Raw genomic sequence first — 25,730 nt, 5'->3', positions numbered from 1 at the left:
GGGGCACACTGGAAGGGTTATGGAAAGCCGGGACCGCGCCGCCGTGAATGACCTCCTCCGCCTGATGGAGGCTCCGGCGAAGGCCCTCGCGGAGCCCGGGGCCCGCCTCCGGTGGACCTCGCCGACGGCCCTGGCCCTGATCCTGGCGGCCTGGAGCCAGGAGGGGGGGCGCCAGCGCGCCCTCTGGGTGGACGCCCCCACGGAGCCGGACGCCCAGACCCTGGCCCACGACCTGGCGGTCCTCCTCCCCGACGCCCACGTGGCCCACTTCCCCGGCCTGGCCCCCTTCGCCGGCGGCGAGAGCAGCCCCCCGGGCATGGTCCTCAAGGAGCGCCTGGCGACCCTGGTGGGCCTGCTGGAGCACCGGGTCCAGGTGCTGGTCACGGGGCCCCTCGCCGCCCGGGAGCGCCTGCCCCATCCCACCTGGTTCCAGAAGCAGCGGCTGGAGCTGCGCCAGGGCGCGGAGGTGCCCCGGGAGCTCCTGCTGGAGACCCTGGCGGCCCTGGGCTACCGGCGCGTGGAGCTGGCGGGGAGCCCGGGGGAGTTCAGCGCCCGGGGCCTCGTCGCGGACCTGTGGCCGGACCACCTGGAGGCACCCCTGCGCCTGGAGTTCTTCGGGGACGAGCTGGAGCGCATCTCCCCCTTCGACCCCGACACCCAGCGCCGCACCGGGGACGCCCTGGAGGCCGTGACCCTCTACCCCCGCTTCGAGGGGGAACGGGCCGGGCTCCTGGAGGCCGTGGCGTCCCGGGCCGCCCTCACCCCCGACCCCGGCGACGACCTGGACTTCCGCCGGTCCCGCCTGGCGACCCAGGGCCACTTCCCCGGGGAGGAGCTCTTCTACCCGCTGCTGGCCCACCCCAAGGGGCAGCTCACCCACTGGGTGCCGCCCTGCCTGCGGGTGCGCCTGGAGCCCCAATGGGCCGACGCCATCGCCGACCGCGAGGGGGAACGCATCCGGGAGAGTCTCGCCGTGCTGCGCCGGGGCGGCGTCGTCTGCCCCGAGTTCGAGGACCGCTTCCTGCCCTCCGACCCCAGCCGGACCTCCCTCCTGCTGACCGAATGGCAGAGCGAGGCCACGGTGCCCCTCCAGGCCCAGCCCGTGCGGGAGTACCAGGGCCGCCTCGGGGAGCTGGGCGAGCACCTCCAGGAGCTGGCCCTGTCGGACCACCGGGTCTTCCTGGCCGGCTCCACCCCGGGCATGCGGGACCGGTTCGCCGAGATCCTCCAGGACCGGGAGCTGCCCGTGTCCTACGGCACCCGCGCCGGGTGCCGGGCCCTCCACCTGGGCCTCTCGGCCGGCACCTTCCTCAAGGAGCCCCGCCTGCTGGTGCTCACGGAGCGCGAGGTCTTCGGCCGGCGGGCCATGGCCGCGCCGCCCAAGCGGAGCCGCACCGCCCCCTTCCTCTCGGACCTGCGGGACCTGAAGCCCGGGGACCGGGTGGTCCACCTGGACCACGGCATCGGCGAGTTCGTGGGCTTCGCCGCCCTCACCGTGGGCGGCGAGGAGCAGGAGGTCGTCCAGCTCCGCTACGCGGACGGGGGCCGCCTCAACGTGAGCCTGGAGCGGGCCGACCTCATCCAGCGCTACGTCAGTCCCGACGGGGGCCAGGCCCCCCTGGACAAGCTGGGGGGCGCCTCCTGGGCCAAGGTCAAGCGCAAGGCCCGGAAGGCCATCCGGGACATGGCCGAGGAGCTCCTCAAGCTCTACGCCCAGCGGCGGATGGAGAAGGGGCGCGCCTACCCCCCCGACGGCCCCGAGATGGCCGAGTTCGAGGCCACCTTCCCCTTCGAGCCCACCGCGGACCAGGTGGAGGCCACCGAATCCATCAAGGCGGACCTGGAGCGGGAGGCCCCCATGGACCGCCTCTTGTGCGGCGACGTGGGCTTCGGCAAGACCGAGGTGGCCATGCGCGCCGCCGCCAAGGTGGCCCTGTCCGGCGCCCAGGTGGCCGTGCTCTGCCCCACCACCATCCTCTGCTTCCAGCACTACCGGACCTTCAAGGAGCGCTTCTCCGCCTTCCCCGTCAGGGTGGAGATGCTGAACCGCTTCGTGGAGCCCGCCCGGGCCAAGGCCGTCCTCCAGGACGTGGAGGCGGGGCGGGTCGAGATCGTGATCGGCACCCACCAGCTGCTGGGCGCCAAGGTGCGCTTCGCGGACCTGGGCCTGGTGGTCATCGACGAGGAGCAGCGCTTCGGGGTCGGCCACAAGGAGAAGCTCAAGAAGCTGCGGGCCAACGTCGACGTGCTGGCCATGAGCGCCACCCCCATCCCGCGCACCCTCCACATGAGCCTCACGGGCCTCCGGGAGATGAGCCTCATCGAGACGCCCCCCAAGAACCGCCTGGCCATCGAGACCGTGGTCGCCCCGTGGAGCGACGAGCTCATCGCCTCGGCCATCCAGTTCGAGCTCCGGCGCAACGGCCAGGTCTACGTGGTGCACAACCGGGTGGAATCCATCCTCTCCATCGCCGAGCGCATCCGGACCCTGGTCCCCGACGCCCGGGTAGGGGTGGGCCACGCCCAGATGAGCGACGAGGCTCTGGAATCCGTGATGGTGGCCTTCATGGAAGGCCGCGTGGACGTCCTCGTGGCCACCACCATCGTGGAGAACGGCCTGGACGTGCCCAACGCCAACACCCTCATCGTCCACCGGGCCGACACCTTCGGGCTCTCCCAGCTCTACCAGCTCCGGGGCCGGGTGGGCCGCAGCGACGTGCCGGCCTACGCCTACCTCCTCATCCCCGGCAAGGGCGAGATCTCGGAGGACGCCCGCAAGCGCCTCCAGGCCCTCGAGGACTTCTCCGAGCTGGGCTCGGGCTTCCGTGTGGCGGCCCAGGACCTGGAGCTCCGGGGCGCCGGCAACATCCTGGGCGGGGAGCAGTCCGGCCACATCAGCGACATCGGCTTCGAGCTCTATGTGAAGCTGCTGGAGGAGACCCTCCAGGAGCTGCAGGGCCAGCCCAGCGGCACCTTCGAGGTCAAGGTGGACCTGGGCCCCGCCCAGATCGCCCGGCGCTGGGTGGACCAGGCCAGCGAACGCCTCGTGGCCTACAAGCGCGCCAGCCGCCTCCGCACCGAACGGGACCTGGAGCTCTACCGCCTGGAACTGGAGGACCGCTTCGGCCAGATCGCCGAGGACGACGAGGAGAGCGCCCGCTTCTTCGAGCTGCTGCGGGTGCGCCTGCTGGCCCAGGCCCTGGCCGTGGGCGAGGTCACCACCGACCGCGGGCGCCTCAAGCTCCGCCTCAGCCCCCAGACCCAGGTGGACCCCGGCCAGCTGATGGCCTGGATCCGTGCCCAGAAGGACGGCCAATTCCAGCCGGACGGCACGGTCCTCCTGCCCCTAGCCGGCACGGGCGACGCCGCCATCCGCCGGGCCCAGGAGGTGCTGCGGGCCTGGGCCGCCCTGGCGGGCTGACGCGGATTTCCCGTCAGGAACGGTGGCCGGGGCCCGGCCCGCGGCCCACCTTGGAGCCTGGCCCCGGCGGGGGCCGACCCCGAGGCCCCCATGGAGCAAACGACCGTAGCCACCACCCTCGCCCAGCGGCTCGTCGAAGCGGGCGTCCATGCTTGTTTCGCCGTACCCGGCGATTTCAACCTGACCCTGCTGGACGGCCTCCTGGCCCATCCGGACCTGCGGCTCATCACCTGCTGCAACGAACTGAACGCGGGCTACGCCGCGGACGGCTATGCCCGGTCCCGGGGCCTCGCGGCCCTGGCCGTCACCTTTTCCGTGGGCGGGCTGAGCGCCGTCAACGCCGTGGCCGGCGCCTTCGCCGAGGACCTCCCCCTCCTCGTGATCTCGGGGGGCCCCAACACGGCCGCCCTCAAGGCGGGCCGGACCCTCCACCACACCCTGGCCCAGCCGGAGGAGGGGGAGCGCTTCGTGCAGGCCATCTACCGGGAGATCACGGCGGGCACCTTCCTCGTGCGGGACCTGGGGGCGGCGGCCCCCCGCATCGACCAGGCGCTGCAGACGGCCCTGGCCACCCGCAAGCCCGTGTACCTGGAAATCGCCTGCGACCTGGCGACGGCGCCCCTGCCCCGGCCCCGGCCCCTGGACCTGGTCCTCCCGCCCCCGGCGGGCCCCGCCGCCCTCGCCGCGGCCGCCGCGGAAACCGCCGCCCGCCTCGACGCCGCGCGCCAGCCCGTGCTCGTGGCGGGCGGCCGCCTCCGGAGCGCGGGGGGCCTGGGGGCCTTCCGGCGCCTGGCGGAGCGCTGCGGGTACGCCGTGGCCTGCATGCCGGACGCCAAGGGCTTCTTCCCCGAGGACCATCCCCAGTTCATCGGCCTCTACTGGGGCACCGCCAGCAGCGCCGGCTGCCGGGAGGTGGTGGAGTCCAGCGACGCCTACCTCTTCGCCGGGCCCCGCTTCAACGACTACAGCACCGTGGGGTACTCCACCCTCCTGCGCCAGGACCGCCTGGTGGAGGCCCATCCCGGGCGCGTGTGCGCCCAGGGCCAGGCCTTCCACGGCGTGGACCTCCCGGGCTTCCTGGAGGCCCTGGCGGACCGGCTCCGGCCCAACCCCGAGGCCCTGGAGGCCTTCCGCCGCGCCCAGGGCCCCTGCGCCGAGCCGCCGGAGGACGGCGACCCCGGGGCCCCCCTCACCACCCGGGCCCTCTTCCGCCGCATCCAGGCCTGCCTGGAGCCCGGGGACACGGTGGTGGCCGAGACCGGCGACGCCTGGTTCAACGGCATGGACCTGCGGTTGCCGGACGGGTGCCGCTTCGAGATCCAGATGCAGTACGGCGCCATCGGCTGGTCCGTGGGGGCCCTGCTGGGCCTGGGGGCCGCCGACCGGTCCCGGCGCGTCGTGGGCCTCGTGGGGGACGGGTCCCTCCAGATGGCGGCCCAGGAGCTCTCCACCTTCCTGCGGGAGGGCCTGCGGGGCCTCGTCTTCGTGTTCAACAACGGGTCGTACGCCATCGAGGCCATGATCCACGACGGCCCCTACAACGCCCTGCAGCCCTGGTCGTACGTGGGCCTGGCGGAAGCCCTCCGGGGGGACGCGAAGCTGCTGGCCCGGCGCGTGGCCACCGCCGGCGAGCTGGACGAGGCCCTGGCCGAGGCCCGGGACTTCCCGGGCCTCGCCCTCGTGGAGGCCGTGCTGGACCCCAGGGACTGCAACAAGGCCCTCCTGGGCTGGGGCACCGCCGTCTCCGCCTTCAACGCCCGGCGGGCCTGACTCAGAGCTGGAGGAGGAAGGCCACCAGGTCCCGCTTCTCCTGGGGGGTGAGCCGGACGCCCGTGACCAGCGAGAAGAAGGCCACCGTGTCGTCCAGGGTCAGGAGCCGGCCGTCGTGCAGGTAGGGAGGGGAATCCTTGAGGCCCCGCAGGGGGAAGGTCTTGCGCCGGCCATCCGGCCCCGCCATGGCCCCCCGGACGAGCCGGGGCGTGAAGAACCGGTCGGTGCGCAGGTCGTGCATGAGGTTGTCCGTGTAATAGGGGGCCGGGTGGCAGCCGGCGCAAGCGGCCTTCCCGAAGAACACCGCCTGGCCCCGGAGTTCCTGGGCGGTGGCCAGCTTGGGGTCCAGGCGCCCGTCCAGGCCCAGCTTAGGGGCGGGCGGGACATCCAGGAGGTTCTGGAACTCTCCCATGAAATGCACCTGGCTGCCCCGGTCCAGCACGTTCTCGCCCTTCTTGCGGGCGATCACCGGATCCCCGTCGAAGTAGGCGGCCCGCTGTTCGAACTCGGTGAAGTCCTCCACCGACTTCAGGGCCCGCTGGGACCCGAAGAGGCGCTGGAGGTTCACGCCCCGCAGGGTGGGGGTGTCCAGGCGGTGGCGGAAGGCGGTGGGCCGCGTGTCCTGGCTCAGGTGGGTGGCCCCGTTGGTGTGGCCGTTGGTGTGGCAATCGAAGCAGGCGACACCCAGGCTGGGCCGGGCGCTCCGGCGGTCCTCCGTGGCGTTGAACTGCTGCTGGGGGAAGGGGGTCAGCAGGAGGCGGAGGCCCTCGAGCTGCTTGGGGTTCAGGATCCCGTTGAAGAGCGCCTGGTAGTTCATGCGGGTCACCACGCGCCCCCGGGAGACGTCGCCCAGGTCCGGACGGGTGGTGAGGTAGATGGCCGGCGGGAATTCGGGCAGGAAGGGCTCGGGCAGGTCGAAGTCCAGGTCGAAGCGGGTGAGGTCCCGGTCCTCCTGGGCGAGGAGCTCCCGGATCTGGTTCCCGGGGAAGAGCTGGCCCCCCTGGGGGTGGTCCGGGTGCGGCAGGGGCAGGAAGCCCCCGGGCCAGAGCCCGCGGGCCTTGATCTCCGCGGGGTCCAGGGCCTCCAGGGCCTCCCAGGTGACCCCCTTCGGCAGGCGCACGCGCACGCCGCCCTGGATCCGCTTCCCCCGGGACATGCGGGCCCCCTCCAGGGGGCGGTCCGACAGGTCGTACCGCTCCCGCAGGAGGGCGGCGTGGCCGGCCTCCGTCGCCGCCTTCGCGGCGACCAGGCGGTCCCGGAGGGCCTCGAAGGATTCGGTCATGACGACGGGCATGTAGCTGCTGGGCGGAGGCTCCGGCGGACCCGCGAGGGCCACCAGGGCCACAACGAGGGCCGGACCGGCGAAGGCGGGCCAATGCATGGGCATCTCCTGATAAGCATTTAAAAAAGGCCTGTTAGGGGCAGGACCTCCCCAATGTAGGGGCCCCAGGGACCGGGTCAATGGCCCACCCCGGCGGGGCCGCCGGTCCCCGCCCCCCGGCGCCCCCGGGTGGAAGCGCCCGCCCGCGTCTGCCAGAATGGAGGATTCTCGGGAATGGCGATGCAAGAGATGGACAAGGCCTTTGATTTCAAGACCGCCCAGCAGCGCTGGTACGGGCGCTGGGAGGCTTCCCGCCTCTTCGAGGCCCAGCCGGACAGCGGCAAGGCGCCCTGGTCCATCGTGATCCCGCCCCCCAACATCACGGGCAACCTGCACATGGGCCACGCCCTCGTGTTCACGCTGCACGACATCCTCACCCGCTTCAAGCGGGCCCAGGGCTTCGACGCCCTCTGGGTGCCGGGCGTGGACCACGCCGGCATCGCCACCCAGGTGGTGGTGGAGCGCCAGCTGAAGGAGACCGAGGGCAAGACCCGCCACGAGGTGGGCCGGGAGGCCTTCCTCCAGCGCCTGTGGGCCTGGAAGGACCAGAACCAGGGCGACATCGAGAACCAGCTGCGGCGCCTGGGCGCCAGCGTGGACTGGACCCGGAAGCGCTTCACCATGGACCCGGACCTGAACCGGGCCGTGCGGAAGGTGTTCGCGGCCGCCTACAAGCAGGGGAAGATCTACAAGGGCCCCCGCATGATCCAGTGGGATCCCGCGAGCCAGACCGCCCTGTCCGACCTGGAAGTGAAGTACGTCGAGCGCAACGGCAAGCTCTGGCACATCCGCTACCCCCTGGCCGACGGCAGCGGGCACGTGGTCGTGGCCACCACCCGCCCCGAGACCATGCTGGGCGACACCGGCGTCGCCGTGCACCCGGAGGACGCGCGCTACGCGCACCTGGTGGGGCGGATGGTCAAGCTCCCCCTCACGGACCGCGAGATCCCCGTCGTCCAGGACACCCTGGTCGACCCCGCCTTCGGCACGGGCTGCGTGAAGCTCACCCCCGCCCACGACCCCAACGACCACGCCGCGGGCAAGCGCCTGGGCCTGCCCAGCATCACCGTCATCGGCTTCGACGCGAAGATGACGAAGGAGGCCGGGGAGGGCTACGCCGGGCTGGACCGCTTCGAGTGCCGCAAGAAGGTCGTCCACGACCTCGAGGAACTCGGCCTCATGGAGAAGATCGAGCCCTACACCCACCAGGTCTCCGTCAGCGACCGCAGCGGCGCGGTCCTGGAGCCCCTGGTCTCCGAGCAGTGGTTCATGAAGGTCGACGACGCCGCCCGGAAAGCCCTCGAGGCCGTCCGGGGCGGGCGCATCCGCTTCACCCCCGAGCGCTGGGCCACCGTTTGGGAGCACTGGCTGGTGAACATCCAGGACTGGTGCATCAGCCGCCAGCTCTGGTGGGGCCACCGCATCCCGGCGTGGACCTGCGACGCCTGCGGGCACATCAACGTCGAGGAGGACGCCCCCGCCGCCTGCGCCCAGTGCGGCGGCACGGCCCTGACCCAGGACCCGGACACCCTGGACACCTGGTTCTCCTCCGCCCTCTGGCCATTCAGCGTCTTCGGCTGGCCCGACGAGACCGCCGACCTCAAGCGCTACTACCCCACCAGCGTCCTCATCACCGGCTACGACATCCTGTTCTTCTGGGTGGCCCGCATGGTCATGGCCGGCCTCACCTGGATGGACGAGGTCCCCTTCCGCGACGTCTACTTCAACGCCCTCGTGCGCGACGAGCACGGCGCCAAGATGTCCAAGTCCAAGGGCAACGTCATCGATCCCCTGGAGACCATGGACGAGTTCGGCACCGACGCCCTCCGGTACTCCCTGGCCGCCATGGCCGCGCCGGGCACGGACATCAGCCTCTCCCGCTCCCGCCTCGAGGCCAGCCGCAACTTCTGCAACAAGCTCTGGAACGCGGCCCGCTTCGTCCAGATGAGCCTCACCCCGGACATCACCCTGGACGTGGAGCCCGAGCTGGGCGAGGCCGAATTCTGGATGATCCGCCGCCTCCGCGAGGCGCTCGGCAGCGCCACGAAGGCCATCGAGGAGTACCGCTTCCACGAGGCCGCCGAGATCCTCTACCACCTGGTCTGGGACGACTTCTGCGCCACCTACATCGAGCTGGCCAAGGTCACCCTCCAGAGCGGCAGCCGGGAGCAGAAGGCGGCCATCCTGCACTTCCTGGACATCCTCCTGCGGGCCCTGCACCCCCTGGTGCCCTTCGTCACCGAGGAGATCCACGCCGCCGTCCTGGAAGGCCGCCTGCCCAAGGGCGAGCCCGAGCTCCTGGCGGCCCGCGCCTGGCCCCTGGACGACCCCCTGCTCAAGCGGGAGGGCGGCGATCCGGACCTGGTCCCCCGCTTCCAGGAGGTCCTCTCCGCCTTCCACCGCCTCAAGGCGGAGAACGGCGTGGATCCCGCCAAGCGCGTCCCCGCCTTCTGCACCCTGGAGGTCCTGGCCCCCTTCGCCGAGGGGCTCAAGAGCATCGCGCGCCTGGAATCCGTGGCCTTCGGGCCGGATGCGGGCCACGGCGCCACCCGGGCCGTCGCCGTCGTGACCGGCGGCACGGTGGCCCTGGAACTGGCCGGCCTCAAGGATCCCGCCGCCGAGAAGGCCAAGCTCGAGAAGGAAAAGGAGAAGCTGGAACGGGATCTGGCCGCCGCCCTGGCCCGCCTCGCCGACGAATCCTTCACCACCAAGGCCCCCGAGGCCGCCGTCGCCAAGATGCGCGCCGGCGCCGAGGAGAAGCAGGCCCGCCTCGCCAAGATCAACGAACTGCTCGCCCTCTAGGGCAGGCCGATCAGAGGAGCGGAACCGGTTCCGCCCATCCCATCCTGCACGAGGCGGCTACCGCCGCCGGCTGTCCCCCTCCACGTAGACCCGGAAGGCCTCCGGCTGCCCCGGGGGGGCGATGGCGAAGGCCACGTGGACCCGGTCCGGGGCCGTGAGGCGGTAGGTCAGGCGGAAGCGCGGACCCTGGCCCGCGGGGCTCGTGAAGGTGATCCGGTCCGGGCCGGCGGCCACCTCGTAGGGGATGGTGTGGCCCTCGTTGTCCCAGTACAGGGCCTTCAGGGCGCCGCCCTCCGCATAGACGGTCATGAGGTCCTCGTGCCGGAAGGCCGGGCGGCCTCCCTGGGCCGGGTAGGCGGACCAGCTCTCCCGCACCAGGACCCGCCCGCCGAGGCGGGAGGTGAAGGTGAAGGCCCCCTCGCCCTGCCCGGGGTCGCCGCCACCCTCCCCCACCCAGGCGCCGGCCAGGCTCCGCAGGGGCGCCAGGGGATCCGGGGTCTGGGCGGCCAGCGTGCCGCAGAGGAAGGACAGGGCGAGGCGTTTCATGGGCCGAGTCTACCACCGGGACCGTTCGCCGACGCCGGCGGCGCGTTCGCCGAATCCCGGCGGGAACTGGCGGACTCGGGCGTTTCCCGCCGGCCGGGGCGCCTATGCTGGGAGGCACGTTCTCCGAGGTTCCCATGCGCCGCCTTTCCTTCGCCCTCGTCCTCACCCTGGCCGCCGCCTCCCTCGGAGCCGGCACCACCGCCCCCCGCCTCGAGCCCCTGCCCATGGGCGGCAAGCTCTGGATCAAACAGGTGGATGGCCGCGTGGAGGTGGAGGGCTGGGACCGCCCCGAGGTCGAACTGGTGGCCGAGGGAGAGGACGCCGCCGAACTGGCCCGGCTGCGGGTGGAGCGCACCCGCGAGGGGCTCCTCATCGCGGTCCCCCGGCACCACGTCTTCCCCTTCGGCTTCATCCTGGGCGGGCGGGGCCGCCGCCACACCGTCCACCTCCGCCTGAAGGTCCCCCGGCGGCTGAACGTGGACATCCGCAGCGTGGACGGCCCCATCCGGGTCCATCAGCTGGAGGGCTACGCCGGCGTGACCACGGTGGACGGGCCCATCGAGCTGGAGGCCATCGCCGGGGAGATCCACGCCCGGGCGGTGGACGGGCGCATCCGCGGCCGGGACCTGCGGGCCCGGGTGAAGGCCTCCACGGTGGACGGCTCCATCACCCTGGAGCGGGTGGCGGGGGGCCTGGACCTCCACACCGTGGACGGCACCGTCCGCGCCGAGGACCTGGACGGCTGGGGCGAGGGCCTCCAGGTCCGCACGGTGGACGGGAAGGTCCACCTGCGCCTGGGCGCCGCCAAGGGCCTCGTCGACGCCCGCAGCCAGGGCGGGACCATCCGGGCCTCGGCCCCCGGTCTGACGGCCACCGAGGCCACCCAGCACCGGTTCACCGGGACCGTCCCCGGCCGCGACCAGGCCATCCGGATCCGGACGATCGACGGCAGCATTGATATCCAATAACCCAAAGCTGCCTCCTAACGCCTGGCCCATGTCCCGGAAGGACGCGCCCGAGGTCCCGGGATGAAATGGCGCTGCATGTCTTTCTGGCGGCCTGCATGCGCTTGCTGTAAAGGTTGATCAAATCCAGAAACGGCGCTGTCCGATTGCATTAATTATTTATTTGCCTATCCTGGGCCTCACCCCCTGCGCCCGGACCTGCCCCGGGCCGGTACCCGAGGTGATGCCCATGCCCCGCCCCCCCGTCCCGCCCCTGCTCCTCCTGGGCGCCCTGACCCTGCCCCTCGGCTTGGCCTGTGGCCGGGGCGGGAGCCGGTCTTCCCTCCAGCCGGCGGCCCGGCCCACCCTCAGCGGATTCGAGCCCGCCCAGGCCTACCCGGGCGACGTGGTGACCCTCGCGGGACAGAACCTGACGGGGGCGGACCAGGTGACCTTCGGCGGGGTCCAGGCCCCCCGGTTCACCTTCGACGCCCAGGGCCGGATCCAGGCCACCGTCCCGGAGGGGGCCGTCGCGGGTCCCCTCACGGTCCGGGCCCGCGGCGCCGTGGCCACCTCCGCGGCCGCCTTCACGCCCCTCCCCGTCCCGCCGGCCCCCGTCATCACCGCCTTCCATCCCGCTTCGGGACTGCCGGGCACCGTGGTCACCCTCCAGGGGCAGGGCTTCACCCTCGCCACCGGCGTCACCTTCGGCGGGGTGCCCGGAGAGGGCCTCCAGATCCTGTCGGACACCCAGCTGACGGTCCGGGTCCCCGCGGGGGCGGCCGGGGGCCTCATCGCCGTCCAGCTGCCCGCCCAGACCCATGGCTATTCCCCCGTCGCGTTCGGGGTGCTCACCCCGCCCCCGGCCATCACGGGCATGACCCCCCAGAGCGGCCGGCCCGGTGACACCCTGACCTTGACGGGGTCCTGGCACGGTCCCGTGGCCCAGGTGACCTTCCCCCACGGGGTGCCGGCCCCCTTCGTGGCCCAGGCGGACGGGACCCTGATGGTGACCGTCCCCCCCGCCGCGGACACGGGTCCCCTCACGGTGATCACCGCGGCCGGGGCCCAGGGCCTTTCCCCCCGGTTCACCGTCCTGACGGACCTGGCCGTTCCCACGGGCTTCACCCCCACCTCCGGCGCCCCCGGCGACACCATCACCCTCTCCGGCACCTACCTCGCGCAGGTGGATGCCGTGTGGTTCGGCGACCAGCCCGCGCGCTTTTCCGTCACCCCCGATGGGGCGGCCCTGCGGGCCATCGTGCCCCTGGGCGCCGTCACGGGTCCCATCACCATCCAGACCGATGCGGGGAGGATCCCTTTCACCGAGCAGGCGTTCACCGTGGTCGAGCCCCCGGTCACGGTGACGGGCCTGAGCACCCTCCACGCCCTCCCCGGCGCCACCGTGTACATCACGGGCACCCGGCTGGAGGCGGTCACCGCCGTCGCCCTGAATGGCGACCGGGCCATCTTCACGCCCGCCCAGCCAGGTGACACCCGTCTGGCGGTGGTGGTCCCCGGGGGCACCTCCGGCGGCACCTGGACGGTGACGGGCCCCGGCGGCACCCTCCCGGTGCCGGGCGCCTTCACCGTCGACCCCGCCCCCCTTCCCGTGCTCCTCTCCGCCTCCCCCGCCGCCGGGGTTCCCGGGAGCGAGGTGTGGCTCGCGGGCGAGCATCTGGAGGGCGTGGGGGCGGTGTTCTATGGCACCGACCGGCTGGATTCCGGGGACTGGCGCTACGAAGCGGACGGGCGGATCAGCCTCTACCTCCCGGATTCCGCCCAGACCGACGCGGGGTTCAGCGTCGTGGCCGAGGACGGCACCGTCATCCCGCTGCCGGGCTTCACCTTCCGCCTCCTGCCCTCCCGCGCCCAGGCCCTGCCCCGGCCCCTGGCGGGGGCTGGGAATCCGATCGATCCCAATCGAGGCTATCCCGAGGGACGGCAGCGCTCCAACCTCTACGCAGACCAACTCATTCCCGCGTCCACGGTCTTCCATCCCCTGGACCCGGAGGATCTCAGCTTCTTCGGACTTGCCCCCTCCTGGACCCTCGACCTGGCCCTGGACCCCGCCTTCCACCCGGCCCTCCCCAGGTCCATCCGGGAGAAGCTGGCGAGCCTGGCGGTTCCGCCCGACCGGGTGGCCATCCATGTGTCCACCCAGGATTACGCCTACCTGGACCACGTCACAGCGGGCGCTGTCTGGCTCATGCGGCCCCACCATTGGACCGATGCCGGCGCCCCCGAATCCGGGACCTACCACGCCACCCACGAGCTCCTGGCCGGCATCTTCGAGCCCACCTCCGGCATCCGGTTCGCCCCAGGCGTGGTCGGGGGACCCGGGGTGGTCCGCAACGTCGGTGGTGACCTGTACCCCATCCGCATCGAGACAAGCGGGGCGGGCGGGCCGATCCTCGCCGGGCCCGAGTCCGAGGAGATGCAGGGCTTCAATCGCGACGAGGTCCTGGGCTTCTGGACGCTGGTCGTGGAGCCGGCCCCCGCGTCCGGGGAAGCCCCCCGGGCCGAGGCCTGCCTCCACCTCTTCCTTCCCACCCGCGAGCAGGACGCCCTGGAGCGGGCCTGCCGGGGCATGTCCACCTTGGCGAACCTCCGGGACGCCCTCTGCGGCCCCGCCAGCCCCCTGGCGGGAACGGCGGCCCAGGCCCTCTTCGCGGACCTGTGGCGCCCCCTGGTGGATCCTGCGGCGACCCAGGTGCTGCCCAACGGAGCGGCCGGCGATCGCTGGATCCTCCTCCACGGCACCGGCCTGGGCGCGCCCGGGCTGCGCATCGTCCGCTCGGACGGTCTGGACGTGCCAATGGAGCAGGTCCAGGTGCTCACCGACGCCGCGCTCAGGGTCCTCGTCCCCGCCGGGACCACCTTCGTCCGGGTGGGCTCGGCCGGATCCACCCTCAGCGATCCGATCTTCCTGCCCTGAGGCCGGCGCAGGCCCCGGAAGGCCCCGGCGCTTCCCGCGCCGGGGCCTTCCCCGTCCTCACTGCACGGCCGCGACCCGGAGGGCGAGCTCGCCGCCCTCCACCGCCAGCGCCACGGTGTCGCCGGGGCGGGCGCGCCCGTCCAGGACCATGCGGGCCACGCGGTTGACCACCACCTGCTGGATGAGGCGGCGCAGGGGCCGGGCGCCCATCTGGGGATCGAAGCCCTCCCGGGCCAGCCAGTCCAGGGCCGCGGGGGGCGCGTCCAGGGTGATGCGCTTCTCCGCGAGCTGGGCCACGACCCTGGCCATCTGGATGCGGGCCACGGCGCGCATGTCCTCCTGGCCCAGGGCGCGGAAGGTGACCACCTCGTCCAGGCGGTTGAGGAACTCGGGCCGGAAGTGGGCCTTGAGCGCGGCCTGGACCTCGGCCTGGGCCTTGTCCACGGCGCCGCCCGCCTCGAAGATGGCGTGGCTGCCCACGTTCGTGGTCATGAGCACGACGGTGTTCCGGAAGTTGACGGTGCGGCCCTTGCCGTCGGTGAGGCGGCCGTCCTCCAGCACCTGGAGGAAGAGGTCGAAGATCCGCGGGTGGGCCTTCTCCATCTCGTCCAGGAGGATGACGGCGTAGGGCCGCCGCCGCACGGCCTCGGTGAGGCGGCCGCCCTCCTCGTAGCCCACGTAGCCGGGGGCGGCGCCGATGAGGCGGGTGGCGTCGGCCTCGTGGGTGAACTCGCTCATGTCGATGCGGACCATGGCGTTCTCGTCGTCGAAGAGGAATTCCGCAAGGGCCCGGGCCACCTCGGTCTTGCCCACGCCCGTGGGCCCCAGGAAGAGGAAGGAGCCGATGGGACGCCGGGGGTCCCCCAGGCCCGCGCGGTTGCGGCGGAGGGCCTCGCTGATGGCGACGAGGGCGGGGTCCTGGCCCACCACGCGCTCCCGCAGGCGGTCCTCCATGTGCAGGAGCTTCTGGATCTCGCTCTCCATGAGGCGCGCGACGGGGATGCCGGTCCACTTGGCGACCACGGCCGCGACGTCCTCCTCCCGCACCTCCTGGCGGAGCATGGCGCCGTCGGCGTCGTCGGAGGCCGCGAGCTCCTTCTCGAGGGCGGGGATCTCGCCGTACTCGAGCCGGGAGGCCACCTCGTAGTCGCCCCGGGACTTGGCCCGGTCCAGCTCGATCCGGAGGTCGTCCAGGCGCTTCTGGCGGCCGCGGTTCTCCTCGATGCGGCGCTTCTCGGTCTCCCAGCGGGCCCGAAGGGCGCGGAGGTCCTCGGTGAGGTCCGCCAGCTCCTTGTCCAGCTCCGCCAGGCGGGCCCTGCTCGCGGGGTCCTTCTCCTTGGCCAGGGCGTGGCGCTCCAGCTGGAGCTGCATCTCGCGCCGCTCGCGGACGTCGATGTCGATGGGCCGGGTGTCGATCTGCATGCGCACGAGGCTGGCGGCCTCGTCCACCAGGTCCACGGCCTTGTCGGGCAGGAACCGGTCGGCGATGTACCGCTGGCTGAGCTGCGCCGCGGCCACGAGGGCGGCGTCGCGGATGCGCACGCCGTGGTGGAGCTCGTAGCGCTCCTTCAGGCCGCGCAGGATGGAGATGGTGTCCTCCATGCCGGGCTCGTCCACGTACACGCTCTGGAACCGGCGCTCCAGGGCGGCGTCCTTCTCCACGTGCTTCCGGTACTCGTCCAGGGTGGTGGCGCCGATGCAGCGCAGCTCGCCCCGCGCCAGGGCGGGCTTGAGGAGGTTGGCGGCGTCCATGCTGCCCTCGGCGGAGCCCGCGCCCACGAGGAGGTGCATCTCGTCGATGAAGAGGATGATCCCGCCTTCGGCGGCCTGGATCTCCTGGATGACGCCCTTGAGGCGCTCCTCGAACTGCCCCCGGTACTGGGTGCCGGCCACGAGGGCGCCCATGTCCAGGGACATGAGGCGCATGCCCTTGAGGCTCTCGGGCACGTCGCTCTTGGCGATGCGCTGGGCCAGGCCCTCGACGATGGCGGTCTTGCCGGTGCCGGGCTCGCCGATGAGCACGGGATTGTTCTTGGTGCGGCGGGAGAGCACCTGCATGACGCGGCGGATCTCCTCGTCGCGGCCGATGACGGGGTCCAGCTTGCCGGCCTGGGCGGCGGCGGTGAGGTCCCGGGCGTACTTCTCGAGGGCGGCGAACTTCTCCTCGCCCCGCTCGTCCTCCACCCGGGCGCCCTTGCGGGCATCGCGGATGGCCGTCTCCAGGGCCTTCCGGTCCAGGCCGAAGGAGGCGAGGAGACGCTTGGCGTCGGTGGCGGCGTTGGCGAAGGCCAGGAGCATCGCGTCCGTGGCCAGGAAGCGGTCCCCCAGGCCCCGGCCCGTGTCGCTGGCCACCTCCAGGAAGTGGCGGAGGGCGGCGCCCGCCTGGGGCTCGGCGCCGCCGATGGCCTTGGGCTGGGTGGCGAGGGCGGCCTCGGCGCCGTCCACGAGGCCCTTCACCTGGTCGGGCCCCAGGCCGGCCTTCTCCAGGACGGGGCGGAGCCCGCGGTCGGGGGCCAGGATGGCCAGGAACAGGTGCTGGGGCAGGATCTCCGGGTGCTGGGCGGCGGCGGCCGCGTCCCGCGCGGCGACAAGGGCTTCGTTGGCTTTCTGGGTGAAGGGCAGCATGGCCATGGGGGCCTCCAGGGTCCAGGATAGGACCAGATTGATGACTGTCAACTAAGATTTTTTGCGCGCTTCTTTCACCTTTCCTGGGGGGCGCCCATCGCGGTCATCATGGGTCCATGCAGGATTCGCCGCTCTGGTCCCTTTTCTCCGATCTGCGCTTCGGGCGGCCCCGGACCCAGGGGGGCCGGACCTGCTTCGTGGCCGAGGGCCGGATCCTGGTGGAGGACCTGCTGGCCTGGGGCCGGGCGGGCCGTGTGGAGGTGGCCGCGGTGGTCGCCGAGGCCGGCCACGCGGACGCGGTCCAGCCCCTGCTCCCGGCGGGGGCGGAACTCCTGACCGCCACCCGGGCGGAGCTGGAGGCCCTGGCGGGCTTCCCCTTCCACCGGGGGCTGATGGCCGCGGCCCGGGTGCCCGAGCCCCCTCCCCTCGCCGACCTGCCCCGCGCGCGCCGCCTGCTGGTCCTCCCCGCCCTCTCCGACGCGGAGAACCTGGGCCAGCTCCTGCGCACGGCGGCCGCCCTGGGCCTGGACGGCGCCCTCCTGGGCCCCGGGCCGGATCCTTTCAGCCGCCGGGCCATCCGGGTCTCCATGGGCGCCGCCTGGAAGCTCCCCCTGTGGCGCGCGGAGGACCCCTGGGCCGCCCTGGAAGCCTGGCGCGCGCCGGGGGGCGAGGTGGTCGCCGCGGCCCTGGCCGGCAGCATCCCCGTGACCGCCTGGGTGCCGGCGGCCCGGACCGCCCTCGTGCTGGGCCCCGAGGGCCCCGGCCTCGCCCCCGGGGAGGTGGCCCGCTGCGGCCGGGCCGTGCGCATCCCCATGGCCGAGGGCGTGGACAGCCTCAACGTGGCCGCCGCCGGGGCCATCCTGATGCACCGGATGATGGCCCCGTGACCTTCAACGCCGGCCACACCTACACGGACCGGGCCCGGACCGCGGGCTCCGTCCTGGCCCACCTGGCCACCCACCATCCCCATGACTCCCTGGCGGAATGGCGCGCGCGGATCCTGGCCGGCGAGGTGGAGGTGGACGGCCGGCAAGCCGGGCCGGACGATCCCCTGAGCCCCGGCCAGACGGTGGCCTGGCACCGCCCCCCCTGGGACGAGCCGGACGTGGACCTGGCCGTGGCCCTCCTGTACGAGGACGAGGCCCTCCTGGCGGTGCGGAAGCCCCGGGGCCTCCCCACCCTCCCCGGCGGGGGCTTCCTGGCCCACACCCTCCTGGCCCGGGTCCGGGCGCGGTATCCGGAGGCCCGGCCCATGCACCGCCTGGGCCGGGGCACCTCGGGGCTGGTCCTCTTCGCGCGAACGGCCGACGCCGCGGCCCGCCTCCAGGCCGATTGGCGGGACCACGCCATCCGCAAGACCTACCGGGCCCTGGCTTCGGGCGCCTGCCCCCAGGCCGCCTTCCGGGTGGAGGCCCCCATCGGCCCCGTGCCCCACCCCCGCCTGGGCACCCTGCACGCGGCCTCGCCCGAGGGGCGGCCCGCCGCCAGCGAGGTCCGGGTCCTCGCCCTGCGGGAAGACGGCACCCTCGCCGAGGTCGACATCGAGACGGGCCGCCCCCACCAGATCCGCATCCACCTGGCCTGGGCCGGCCATCCCCTCGTGGGCGACCCCCTGTACGGCCCCGGCGGCCTCCCCCTGCCCGATGGCGCGGCCGTACCGGGGGACGGGGGGTACTGGCTCCACGCCTTCCGCCTCGACCTGCGGCATCCCCTGGACGGCCGCCCCCTTCACCTGGAGGCCCCGCCCCCGCCCCGCCTGGCCCTGCCCAGTGAGGCCCCCTGGCCCGGCTTGCCTGAATTTAATAATTATTTATAATTCTCCTCGGCCCCTGCCGCAGGAGACCCCATGTCCCGCCGACCGTCCCTTCCGCCCACCCTGGGCCTTTGCGCCCTCTTACTCACAACGGGCGCCCTCGTCACGACCCAGGTGGCCTGCCGCGGCAACGGCCCCGCGGCCCGGCCCAGCCTGACGGGCGCGACCCCGAGCGAGGGCTACCAGTACGATGAAATTACCATCACCGGCAGCGGCCTCGGCGCCACCTCCCAGGTCCTGGTCGCCGGTCGCCCCTCCCCCCGGGTGACCCGGGAGAGCGACACGCGGCTCCGGGTGGAGGTGCCTGCCGGTCCCGCCGAGGGCCCCCTGATCCTGGACACGGGCCGGGGCCGGGTCGTGTCCGTCCGGACCTTCCGGATCCTCGCCGCCCCCGCGGCCCCCACCATCGCCGCCTTCGCCCCCGCCCTGGCGGCCGCGGGGGACACGGTGACCCTCACGGGCTCCGGCTTCACGCTGGCGCGCCAGGTCCTGTTCCATGGCCTCCCCGCCCCCTTCCAGGTGGTGGATGATGCCCACCTCACCGCCACCGTGCCGGCCGGGTTCTCGGCGGGGGCGATCACCGTTCGCCTCCCCGGCGGCGTCGCCACCACGGCCTCCGGCACCTTCCAGGTGGCCCATCCGGCCCCCATCCTGGGGACCTTCACCCCCCTGACCGGCCCCGCGGGCGCCGAGGTGATCCTGACGGGCCAGCACCTCGAGCACGTGGTCGCGGTGACGGTGGGCTCCCGGCCCGTCCAGTCCTTCACCGCGGAAGCCACCCGCCTCCGGTTCACCCTGCCGCCCACCGCCCTGACGGGCCCCATCGCCGTGACCGACACCCTGGGCAACACCGTCGCCACCGCCGTGCCGTTCACCGTGCAGGCGCCGGCCCCGGCGGTCACCGCCTTCACCCCCGCCACCGGCGCGGTCGGCGACTGGGTGACGGTGACCGGGGCCCGCCTGGGTCAGGTCACCGGCCTCAACCTGGGCGGCGTGACGGCGGAGGTGGTCGAGGCGGCCGCGCCGGACGGCACCAGCCTCCGGTTCCGGGTCCCCCCCACCGCCCTGACGGGGCCCGTGGTGGTCCAATCCGCCGCCGGGGCCTTCCCCGTGCCCGGCGGCCCCTTCACCGTCACCACCCTGCCGCTGAGCGCGGACGGCTTCACCCCGAACCAGGGCCTCCCCGGCACCCAGGTGACCCTCGCCGGCCAGAACCTGGAGCAGGTGACCGGGGTGGCCTTCGGCGATGCGGTCACCTCGGTCTTCAGCACCACCGGCGACCTCCTGATCACGGCCGTGCCGGACGGCGCCACCACCGGCCCCGTGCGCCTCCTCACCCCCGGCGGCGACGTCCAGGTGCCCGGTGGGGCCTTCACGGTGCTCGAGGCCACGCCGGTGATCACGGGCTTCTCCCCCGCCGGCGGCTACCCGGGCACGGAGGTGACCCTCGTCGGCCAGAACCTGGGCGCCTTCACGGAGCTGAGCTACGGCACCCTTGTCATCCCCCACGGCGAGGTGGAACACACCGCGGATGGCCTCCGCTTCCGGGTGCCCGACGGGGCCAACGCCGCGAGCCCCATCACCATCGTCACCCCGGGCGGCACCACCGCGTCCGCGGCAGCCTTCGGGCTCATCCCCACGCGCATCACGGCCCTGAACATGCCCCTGGTCGCAAGGGAGGACGGTTTCGGGGAGCCCATGCTCGACTTCCCCGGCATCGCCCGGACGGCGCAGTACGCCATCAATCTGCCCACGGCGCCGGTGCTGCACCCCTACAACCCTTCCAACCCGGACGGGGAACGGCCGGATCATTTCACGACGCATTTCACCCTGAGCCTCCGGCTGCCCAGGGCCTTCTATCCCGCCCTCCCCCGGGCGGTCACGGACGCGCTGGGGGCCGCGGGGATCGATCCCGCTGAGGTGGACATCCTGGTGGCCAGCCAGGATTACCGATTCACAGGCCTGTTCAATACGGACGGCACGCTCAATCGCGACAGCACCTATCTCTTCCGGCCCCACTACTGGACCGATCCGGCCGCGCCCTGGAGCGGCGACTACAGCACCGCTCAAACCCTGGACGCGGGCTTCTTCGAGGCCGAGCCCGCCCTCAGGATCGACAACCACCCTGCCGGCGAGATGTTCCATTTCGGGATCTCGGTGCATCCCGCAGACCCCGGGACGATGTCCCAGATCATTTCCTCGAGTGCTACCCAACCGGTGGCCGGCCTGGACGTGGACCGGACCACCGCCTTCTGGAGCCTCACCAGGCTGGGCACCAGGGCTGCGGCGACCCTGCACCTGCTGTTCGCGGACGGGGACCAGGCCGAGCTGAGCGCCCGCACCGCCGCCATGGCCACCCTGGGCGACCTGATGAACGGCTCCCCGGCCTTGAACGGCACCCGGGCCTTCCGGATGCTCCGGCAGCTGGCCCGGCCCATGGTGGCGGTGGCCGAGTCCACCGACCTCCCGGCAGAACGGGTCGTGGTCCTGAGGGGCAGCGGTTTCGCCGGCCTCACGGCGGTGCAGCTGAACGGGGCGGACGTGCCCTTCACGGCCCTCAGCGATGCCCTGGCGCGGATCACCCTGCCCCTTTCGGCCACCGGGACCGTGGTCCTCGTCACCCCCTACGGGGCCAGCGATCCCTTCCCCCTGCCCTGAGCCCGGGCGGTCGTACGCGCAGGGGCCCCGCCGCGGCGGGGCCCCTGCCTTGCACGGTTGCCGGTCTACCGCTCCGGCGCGAGGCCGAGGGAGGAGGGGCTGCGCCACAGGGCGCTCAGCAGCAGCTGGCGCATGTGGAAGAACTCCTTGGGCAGGCGGTCATAGAGCTTCTCGAAGAGCTCCTCGTGAAGGAGGATCTCGTGGCGCCATTCGTCCCGCTTGATGGTCATGGCCTGGCAGAAGTTCTCCTTCGTGAAGCCGTCCATGCCCTCGATGTCCAGGTCCTCGGGGCGGGGGATCCAGCCCAGGGGGCTCTCGGCGGCGTAGGCGCGGCCGTGGACGCGGTCCACGATCCACTTGAGCACGCGCATGTTCTCGCTGTAGCCGGGCCAAACGAACTTGCCGTCCTGGTCCTTGCGGAACCAGTTGACGCAGAAGATGCGGGGCGGGTTCTTGATCATCCGGCCCAGCTGGAGCCAGTGGTTGAAGTAGTCGCCCATGTGGTAGCCGCAGAAGGGCAGCATGGCGAAGGGATCGCGGCGGACCTCGCCGATGTTGCCGGCCGCGGCGGCGGTCATCTCGCTGCCGATGGTGGCGGCGGTGTAGACGCCGAAGTTCCAGTTCACGCTCTGGACGACCAGGGGCACCGTGGTGGCGCGGCGGCCGCCGAAGACGAAGGCGCTGATGGGCACGCCCGCGGGGTCCTCCCAGGCGGGATCGATGGAGGGGCACTGCCGGGCCGGGGCGGTGAAGCGGCTGTTGGGGTGCGCGGCCTTGCGCCCGCAGTCCTTCGTCCAGGGGTTGCCCTGCCAGTCGGTGAGCTGCTCGGGCACTTCCTCCGTCATGCCCTCCCACCACACGTCGCCCTCGGGGGTGAGCGCCACGTTGGTGAAGATGGTGTTCTCCTTCATGCTCAGCATGGCGTTGGCGTTGGACTTCATGCCGGTGCCGGGGGCCACGCCGAAGAAGCCCGCCTCGGGGTTGATGGCGTAGAGGCGGCCGTCGGGGCCGGGCTTGATCCAGGCGATGTCGTCGCCCACCGTGGTGACCTTGTAGCCCTGGAAGCGCTCGGGCACCTGGAGCATGGCGAAGTTGGTCTTGCCGCAGGCGCTGGGGAAGGCGGCGGCCACGTAGGTCTTCTCGCCGTCGGGGGCCTCGACGCCCAGGATCAGCATGTGCTCGGCCAGCCAGCCCTCGTCCCGGGCCATGCAGCTGGCGATGCGGAGGGCGAAGCACTTCTTCCCGAGCAGGGCGTTGCCGCCGTAGCCGGAACCGAAGCTCCAGATGGCGCGCTCCTCGGGGAAGTGGACGATGTACTTGTCGGTCTTGTTGCAGGGCCAGGGCACGTCCTTCTGGCCCGGCTCGAGGGGCATGCCCACGGAGTGCAGGCAGGGCACGAACTCCTTGTCGCCGAGCACGTCCCACACGGCGCGTCCCATGCGGGTCATGATGCGCATGTTCGTGGCCACGTACGGGGAGTCGGAGAGCTCGATGCCGATGTGGGCGATGGGCGAGCCCAGGGGGCCCATGCTGAAGGGGATGACATACAGGGTGCGGCCCTTCATGCAGCCCTTGAAGAGCCCAGTCAGCTTGGCCTTCATCTCCCTGGGGTCGACCCAGTTGTTGTTGGGGCCGGCGTCCTGCTTGCGGGTGGAGCAGATGAAGGTGCGGTCCTCGACCCGGGCCACGTCGCTGGGGTCGGACAGCGCCAGGAAGCTGTTGGGGCGGAGTTGGGGATTGAGCTTGCGGAAGGTGCCGCTCTCCACCATCTGGGCGCAGAGGCGGTCGTACTCCTCCTGGCTGCCGTCGCACCAGTGGATGGCCTCGGGCTGGCACAGTTCCGCGATCTCCTTGATCCAGGCGATCGCCTTCCTGTTCACGACGTAGTCGGGCACGTTCATCACCGCGTTCATCACACCATCTCCGTATGGGGGCCGGAAACCGCCGTCCAGGGCGAATCTCCCGCAAGGGGCTCATTTTGTAGCAGTCTAGGCCCGCTGGGCGGCCCGGGGCAACGCGCAAAGGACGCCTCTTCCCCCGCCCTTCCGGCCACCTTGCTATCCTGGTTCCAGGCAGGTCGAGCCCCTGCGGGCATTTGCGACCGCCAGACCCCTGCTGTGACCTTTGTCATTCTCCACCCCGGCCCTGAAAGGGGTCTTTTGACATAAGCTTTCGGCCTATCAACCCATCCTCCCCGGAGAGGCCCCGTGTCCATGCATCCCGAAGCCCAGGAACGCAACGCCCGTCTCAAGGCCATCAATCCCGTGATCGCGGAGTCGCTCTCCCCGCTCGGGCAACGGTCATTCTTCCCGAAGGGCATCCCCTACCAGGCCGGGCAGTCGAAGAACTGCCGCATCAACGCCACCATCGGCCAGATCACCGACGGCGCCGGCAACCCCCTGCCCCTGGCCCCCATGGCCGAGAAGCTGGCCTCCCTGAACCCCAAGGACGCCTTCCTCTACTCCCCCATCCAGGGCCGCGAGCCCGCGCGCAAGGCCTGGCACGCCAAGCTGGTGAAGGAGGACGCGCGCATGGACGCGGTGGGCCTTCCCGTCGTCAGCGCGGGCATCTGCCACGCCCTCACGATGGCCGCCGAGCTCTTCTTCGGCAAGGGCGACACCCTCGTCCTCGCGGATCTCTACTGGGACAACTACGAGCAGATCTTCAACATCCGCCTCGAGGGCGACTTCAAGCGTTACCCCTTCTACGACGCGCAGATGCGCTACAACGTGCAGGGCCTCAAGGAGACCCTCGCGAGCGTGCCCGGCAAGGTCCAGGTGCTCCTGAACTTCCCCAGCAACCCCAGCGGCTACAGCCCGACGCCCGCCGAGATGAAGGCCATCGCCGACGTGCTGGTGGACGCCGCCAAGGACCGCCCCGTCGTCGTCTACTGCGACGACGCCTACCACGGCCTCGTCTTCGACCCCGCCGCCACCTCCAAGAGCCTCTTCTTCGAGCTCATCAACCGCAGCCCCAACCTCATCCCCCTCAAGTGCGACGGCGTCACCAAGGAGCTCAGCTTCTTCGGCGGCCGCGTGGGCTTCCTCCACTTCGGCGTGGCCAAGGAGGCCTCCGACATCCTGGTGGACAAGTGCATGGGCCTCATCCGCTCCGGGGTGGGCAGCCCCGTGGGCATCAGCCAGTACCTCATGGAAATCGAGCTGGCCGACGCCCGCCACGAGGCCGAGTTCGAGGCCATGCGCCAGGTACTCCAGGGCCGCTACGAGGCCCTGCGCAAGGCCCTCGACCGCCCCGTGCCCCACTGGAAGGTCTTCCCCTTCAATGCCGGCTGCTTCTGCCTCCTGGAACTCCGGGCGGGCCTGGATGCCGACGCCATCCGCCAGGAACTGATCGCCGACGAGAGCGTGGGCGTGGTCAGCCACGGGGACCGCTACATCCGCCTCGCCTTCTGCTCCATGAAGGAGGAATCCATCCAGCCCCTGGTGGACGCCCTGGAACGGGTCTGCGCGAAGCACTGACCGGAAACGCCGGCGAAGCACTCCTTCGCCCGTTGCCGCCTAGGGCCTCCAGGCTCCAGAGAACCTGACGGCATACCAGCCGGGATACCGGGCCTCCATGGCCTCCCAGGCCGGCGCAGCCCGTTCGGGGGAATCCCCTGGCGGGGGCCTGGGCGGGGCGGGGATACTGGGGGGATGAACCCCTGGCGAGGACTCCGCGGGCTGCCCAGGCCCATGTGGGCGCTGGCCCTTGGCACGCTCATCAACCGCATGGGCACGATGGTGATGTTCTTCCTGGCCCTTTACCTGGTCCAGGGGCGGGGATGGACGGAGGGGGAGGCGGCCACGGCCCTGGCCCTGTACGGGGCGGGGGCCCTGGCGGCCAGCCCCTTCAGCGGGTGGCTGGCGGACCGGTATGGGCACCGGCGGGTGCTGGTCCTCTCCCTGGTCCTGTCGGCGGGGCTCATGCTGCTCCTGCCGTACCTGGTCCACCGGGGGGCGATGCTCGCGTGCATCACCCTGTGGTCGGCGGCGCTCCAGGGCTACTGGCCTTCTTCCATGGCCCTCATCACGGACCTGGTGGCCCCCGGGCAGCGCAAGCAGGCCTTCGTCCTGCACCGCCTGGCCAGCAATCTGGGCGTCTCGGTGGGCCCGGCCCTCGGCGGCCTCATCGCCGCCCATTCGTACCCGGCGGTCTTCTGGCTCGACGCCCTCACCACCTTCCTGGGCGTCGGGGTCATCCTGGCCTGGGTGCGGCCCGGGGCGGCGCCGGCGGCCCCCGCCGAGGCGGGGCGCACCGCCTGGCGGAATCCCCGGCTCCTGCGCCTGCTCCTGGCCCTGCTGCCGGCCACCCTGGCCTTCACCCAGATCCACGGCGCCTTCCCCCTGTACGTGTGCGTGGACCGGGGCCACGGGACGGCGGTCTTCGGGCTCTTCTTCACGTTCAACACCCTCCTCATCCTGCTCTTCGAGGTGGCGGTCAACGAGCGCCTGGCCCGGTGGACCCACGGCGCCCAGCTCGCGGCGGGGGCCCTCTGCATCGGGGCGGGCTTCGGCGCCCTGGGCCTGGTGGGCAGCCTGGGCCTGATCGCCGCGGCCACGGCCGTGTGGACCCTGGGGGAGATGATCTACCTGCCCGCCTCCACCGACGCGGTCGCCGCCATGGCGCCCCCGGACCGGCGGGGCCAGTACCTGGGCTTCTACAGCCTCACCTGGACCTTCGCCCTCACCGCGGGGCCCTGGCTGGGCCTCCACGCCCACGCCTGGGGCGGTCCGCGGCTCGTCTTCGGGGCCTGCGCGGTCCTGGGCGCCGCCGGGGCCGCGCTCCTCCGGGGCTTCCGGGAATAAGGGTATCCTGGGGTTTTCGAGGTTTTC

The 25,730-nt window shown here is 72.3% G+C and carries 14 protein-coding genes; 10 read left to right on the top strand and 4 right to left on the bottom strand.

The genetic code is table 11. From position 1 onward, the window contains the following. Window positions 1–43 precede the first annotated feature (43 nt). Together mfd and R2J75_RS03015 are read left to right on the top strand one after the other, a co-directional pair. Window positions 44–3,421, top strand: coding sequence for a transcription-repair coupling factor (gene mfd / locus R2J75_RS03020; protein WP_316411047.1), 3,378 nt, complete (start codon window positions 44–46; stop codon window positions 3,419–3,421). 90 nt (window positions 3,422–3,511) lie between these two features. Then, window positions 3,512–5,191 carry a thiamine pyrophosphate-binding protein gene (locus R2J75_RS03015; RefSeq protein ID WP_316411046.1) on the top strand — a complete coding sequence of 560 codons (1,680 nt, stop codon included), beginning with the start codon at window positions 3,512–3,514 and terminating at the stop codon, window positions 5,189–5,191. Between the two features lies 1 nt (window position 5,192). On the opposite strand, the gene R2J75_RS03010 is transcribed toward R2J75_RS03015, so the two are convergent. After that, window positions 5,193–6,572 carry a hypothetical protein gene (locus R2J75_RS03010; protein ID WP_316411045.1) on the bottom strand — a complete coding sequence of 460 codons (1,380 nt, stop codon included), beginning with the start codon at window positions 6,570–6,572 and terminating at the stop codon, window positions 5,193–5,195. A 174-nt stretch (window positions 6,573–6,746) separates the two neighbouring features. Between R2J75_RS03010 and R2J75_RS03005 the strand changes: the two genes are divergently transcribed. Then, window positions 6,747–9,374: a valine--tRNA ligase gene (locus R2J75_RS03005; RefSeq protein WP_243332103.1), complete on the top strand. Its 2,628-nt coding sequence runs from the start codon at window positions 6,747–6,749 to the stop codon at window positions 9,372–9,374. A 57-nt stretch (window positions 9,375–9,431) separates the two neighbouring features. On the opposite strand, the gene R2J75_RS03000 is transcribed toward R2J75_RS03005, so the two are convergent. Further along, on the bottom strand, window positions 9,432–9,920 hold the full coding sequence (locus R2J75_RS03000) for a hypothetical protein (RefSeq protein ID WP_243332101.1): 489 nt from the start codon (window positions 9,918–9,920) through the stop codon (window positions 9,432–9,434). Window positions 9,921–10,054: 134 nt separating this feature from the next. On the opposite strand from R2J75_RS03000, the gene R2J75_RS02995 reads away from it, so the two are divergent. Both R2J75_RS02995 and R2J75_RS02990 read left to right on the top strand, forming a co-directional pair. Then, the gene (locus R2J75_RS02995) at window positions 10,055–10,888 is read left to right on the top strand and encodes a DUF4097 family beta strand repeat-containing protein (RefSeq protein WP_243332098.1); all 834 of its coding nucleotides are present in this window, start codon (window positions 10,055–10,057) and stop codon (window positions 10,886–10,888) included. A gap of 226 nt (window positions 10,889–11,114) precedes the next feature. Next, a complete protein-coding gene (locus tag R2J75_RS02990) occupies window positions 11,115–13,802 on the top strand; it encodes an IPT/TIG domain-containing protein (RefSeq protein ID WP_316411044.1) in 2,688 nt (895 codons plus the stop codon). A gap of 57 nt (window positions 13,803–13,859) precedes the next feature. On the opposite strand, the gene R2J75_RS02985 is transcribed toward R2J75_RS02990, so the two are convergent. Further along, entirely contained in the window at window positions 13,860–16,433 is a 2,574-nt protein-coding gene (locus R2J75_RS02985) for an ATP-dependent Clp protease ATP-binding subunit (RefSeq protein ID WP_243332095.1), read from the bottom strand. 110 nt (window positions 16,434–16,543) lie between these two features. On the opposite strand from R2J75_RS02985, the gene R2J75_RS02980 reads away from it, so the two are divergent. From R2J75_RS02980 to R2J75_RS02970, 3 genes are read left to right on the top strand one after another with little or no spacing between them, the layout of a single operon-like run. After that, window positions 16,544–17,314: a TrmH family RNA methyltransferase gene (locus R2J75_RS02980; protein ID WP_316411043.1), complete on the top strand. Its 771-nt coding sequence runs from the start codon at window positions 16,544–16,546 to the stop codon at window positions 17,312–17,314. Continuing rightward, window positions 17,311–18,243 (top strand): RluA family pseudouridine synthase, encoded by a 933-nt coding sequence (locus R2J75_RS02975; RefSeq protein ID WP_316411042.1) that lies wholly within the window; start codon window positions 17,311–17,313, stop codon window positions 18,241–18,243. The genes R2J75_RS02980 and R2J75_RS02975 overlap by 4 nt, the downstream gene beginning before the upstream one ends. Window positions 18,244–18,273: 30 nt before the next feature. Beyond that, entirely contained in the window at window positions 18,274–20,898 is a 2,625-nt protein-coding gene (locus tag R2J75_RS02970; RefSeq protein ID WP_316411041.1) for an IPT/TIG domain-containing protein, read from the top strand. Window positions 20,899–20,963: 65 nt separating this feature from the next. Here R2J75_RS02970 and R2J75_RS02965 read toward each other — a convergent pair whose 3' ends face one another. Then, on the bottom strand, window positions 20,964–22,811 hold the full coding sequence (locus R2J75_RS02965; protein ID WP_243332087.1) for a phosphoenolpyruvate carboxykinase (GTP): 1,848 nt from the start codon (window positions 22,809–22,811) through the stop codon (window positions 20,964–20,966). Window positions 22,812–23,111: 300 nt separating this feature from the next. Here R2J75_RS02965 and R2J75_RS02960 point away from each other — a divergent pair, with 300 nt between their 5' ends. After that, a complete protein-coding gene (locus tag R2J75_RS02960; RefSeq protein ID WP_243332129.1) occupies window positions 23,112–24,377 on the top strand; it encodes an aminotransferase class I/II-fold pyridoxal phosphate-dependent enzyme in 1,266 nt (421 codons plus the stop codon). A gap of 174 nt (window positions 24,378–24,551) precedes the next feature. After that, entirely contained in the window at window positions 24,552–25,703 is a 1,152-nt protein-coding gene (locus R2J75_RS02955; RefSeq protein WP_243345616.1) for an MFS transporter, read from the top strand. Window positions 25,704–25,730 lie beyond the last annotated feature (27 nt).

Origin of the sequence: Mesoterricola sediminis (assembly GCF_030295425.1) — a bacterium.
Classification (GTDB): domain Bacteria; phylum Acidobacteriota; class Holophagae; order Holophagales; family Holophagaceae; genus Mesoterricola; species Mesoterricola sediminis.
The sequence above is the reverse complement of the archived record's forward strand: the minus strand, read 5'-3'. Positions and strand labels throughout refer to the sequence as shown.

Bases quoted from the DNA above. Each gene is read 5' to 3' on its own strand.
- R2J75_RS03015 (WP_316411046.1), top strand. From the start codon at position 3,512: ATGGAGCAAACGACCGTAGCCACCACCCTCGCCCAGCGGCTCGTCGAA.
- R2J75_RS03010 (WP_316411045.1), bottom strand. From the start codon at position 6,572: ATGCATTGGCCCGCCTTCGCCGGTCCGGCCCTCGTTGTGGCCCTGGTG.
- R2J75_RS03005 (WP_243332103.1), top strand. From the start codon at position 6,747: ATGGCGATGCAAGAGATGGACAAGGCCTTTGATTTCAAGACCGCCCAG.
- R2J75_RS03000 (WP_243332101.1), bottom strand. From the start codon at position 9,920: ATGAAACGCCTCGCCCTGTCCTTCCTCTGCGGCACGCTGGCCGCCCAG.
- R2J75_RS02995 (WP_243332098.1), top strand. From the start codon at position 10,055: ATGCGCCGCCTTTCCTTCGCCCTCGTCCTCACCCTGGCCGCCGCCTCC.
- R2J75_RS02990 (WP_316411044.1), top strand. From the start codon at position 11,115: ATGCCCCGCCCCCCCGTCCCGCCCCTGCTCCTCCTGGGCGCCCTGACC.
- R2J75_RS02985 (WP_243332095.1), bottom strand. From the start codon at position 16,433: ATGGCCATGCTGCCCTTCACCCAGAAAGCCAACGAAGCCCTTGTCGCC.
- R2J75_RS02980 (WP_316411043.1), top strand. From the start codon at position 16,544: ATGCAGGATTCGCCGCTCTGGTCCCTTTTCTCCGATCTGCGCTTCGGG.
- R2J75_RS02970 (WP_316411041.1), top strand. From the start codon at position 18,274: ATGTCCCGCCGACCGTCCCTTCCGCCCACCCTGGGCCTTTGCGCCCTC.
- R2J75_RS02965 (WP_243332087.1), bottom strand. From the start codon at position 22,811: ATGAACGCGGTGATGAACGTGCCCGACTACGTCGTGAACAGGAAGGCG.
- R2J75_RS02960 (WP_243332129.1), top strand. From the start codon at position 23,112: ATGCATCCCGAAGCCCAGGAACGCAACGCCCGTCTCAAGGCCATCAAT.
- R2J75_RS02955 (WP_243345616.1), top strand. From the start codon at position 24,552: ATGAACCCCTGGCGAGGACTCCGCGGGCTGCCCAGGCCCATGTGGGCG.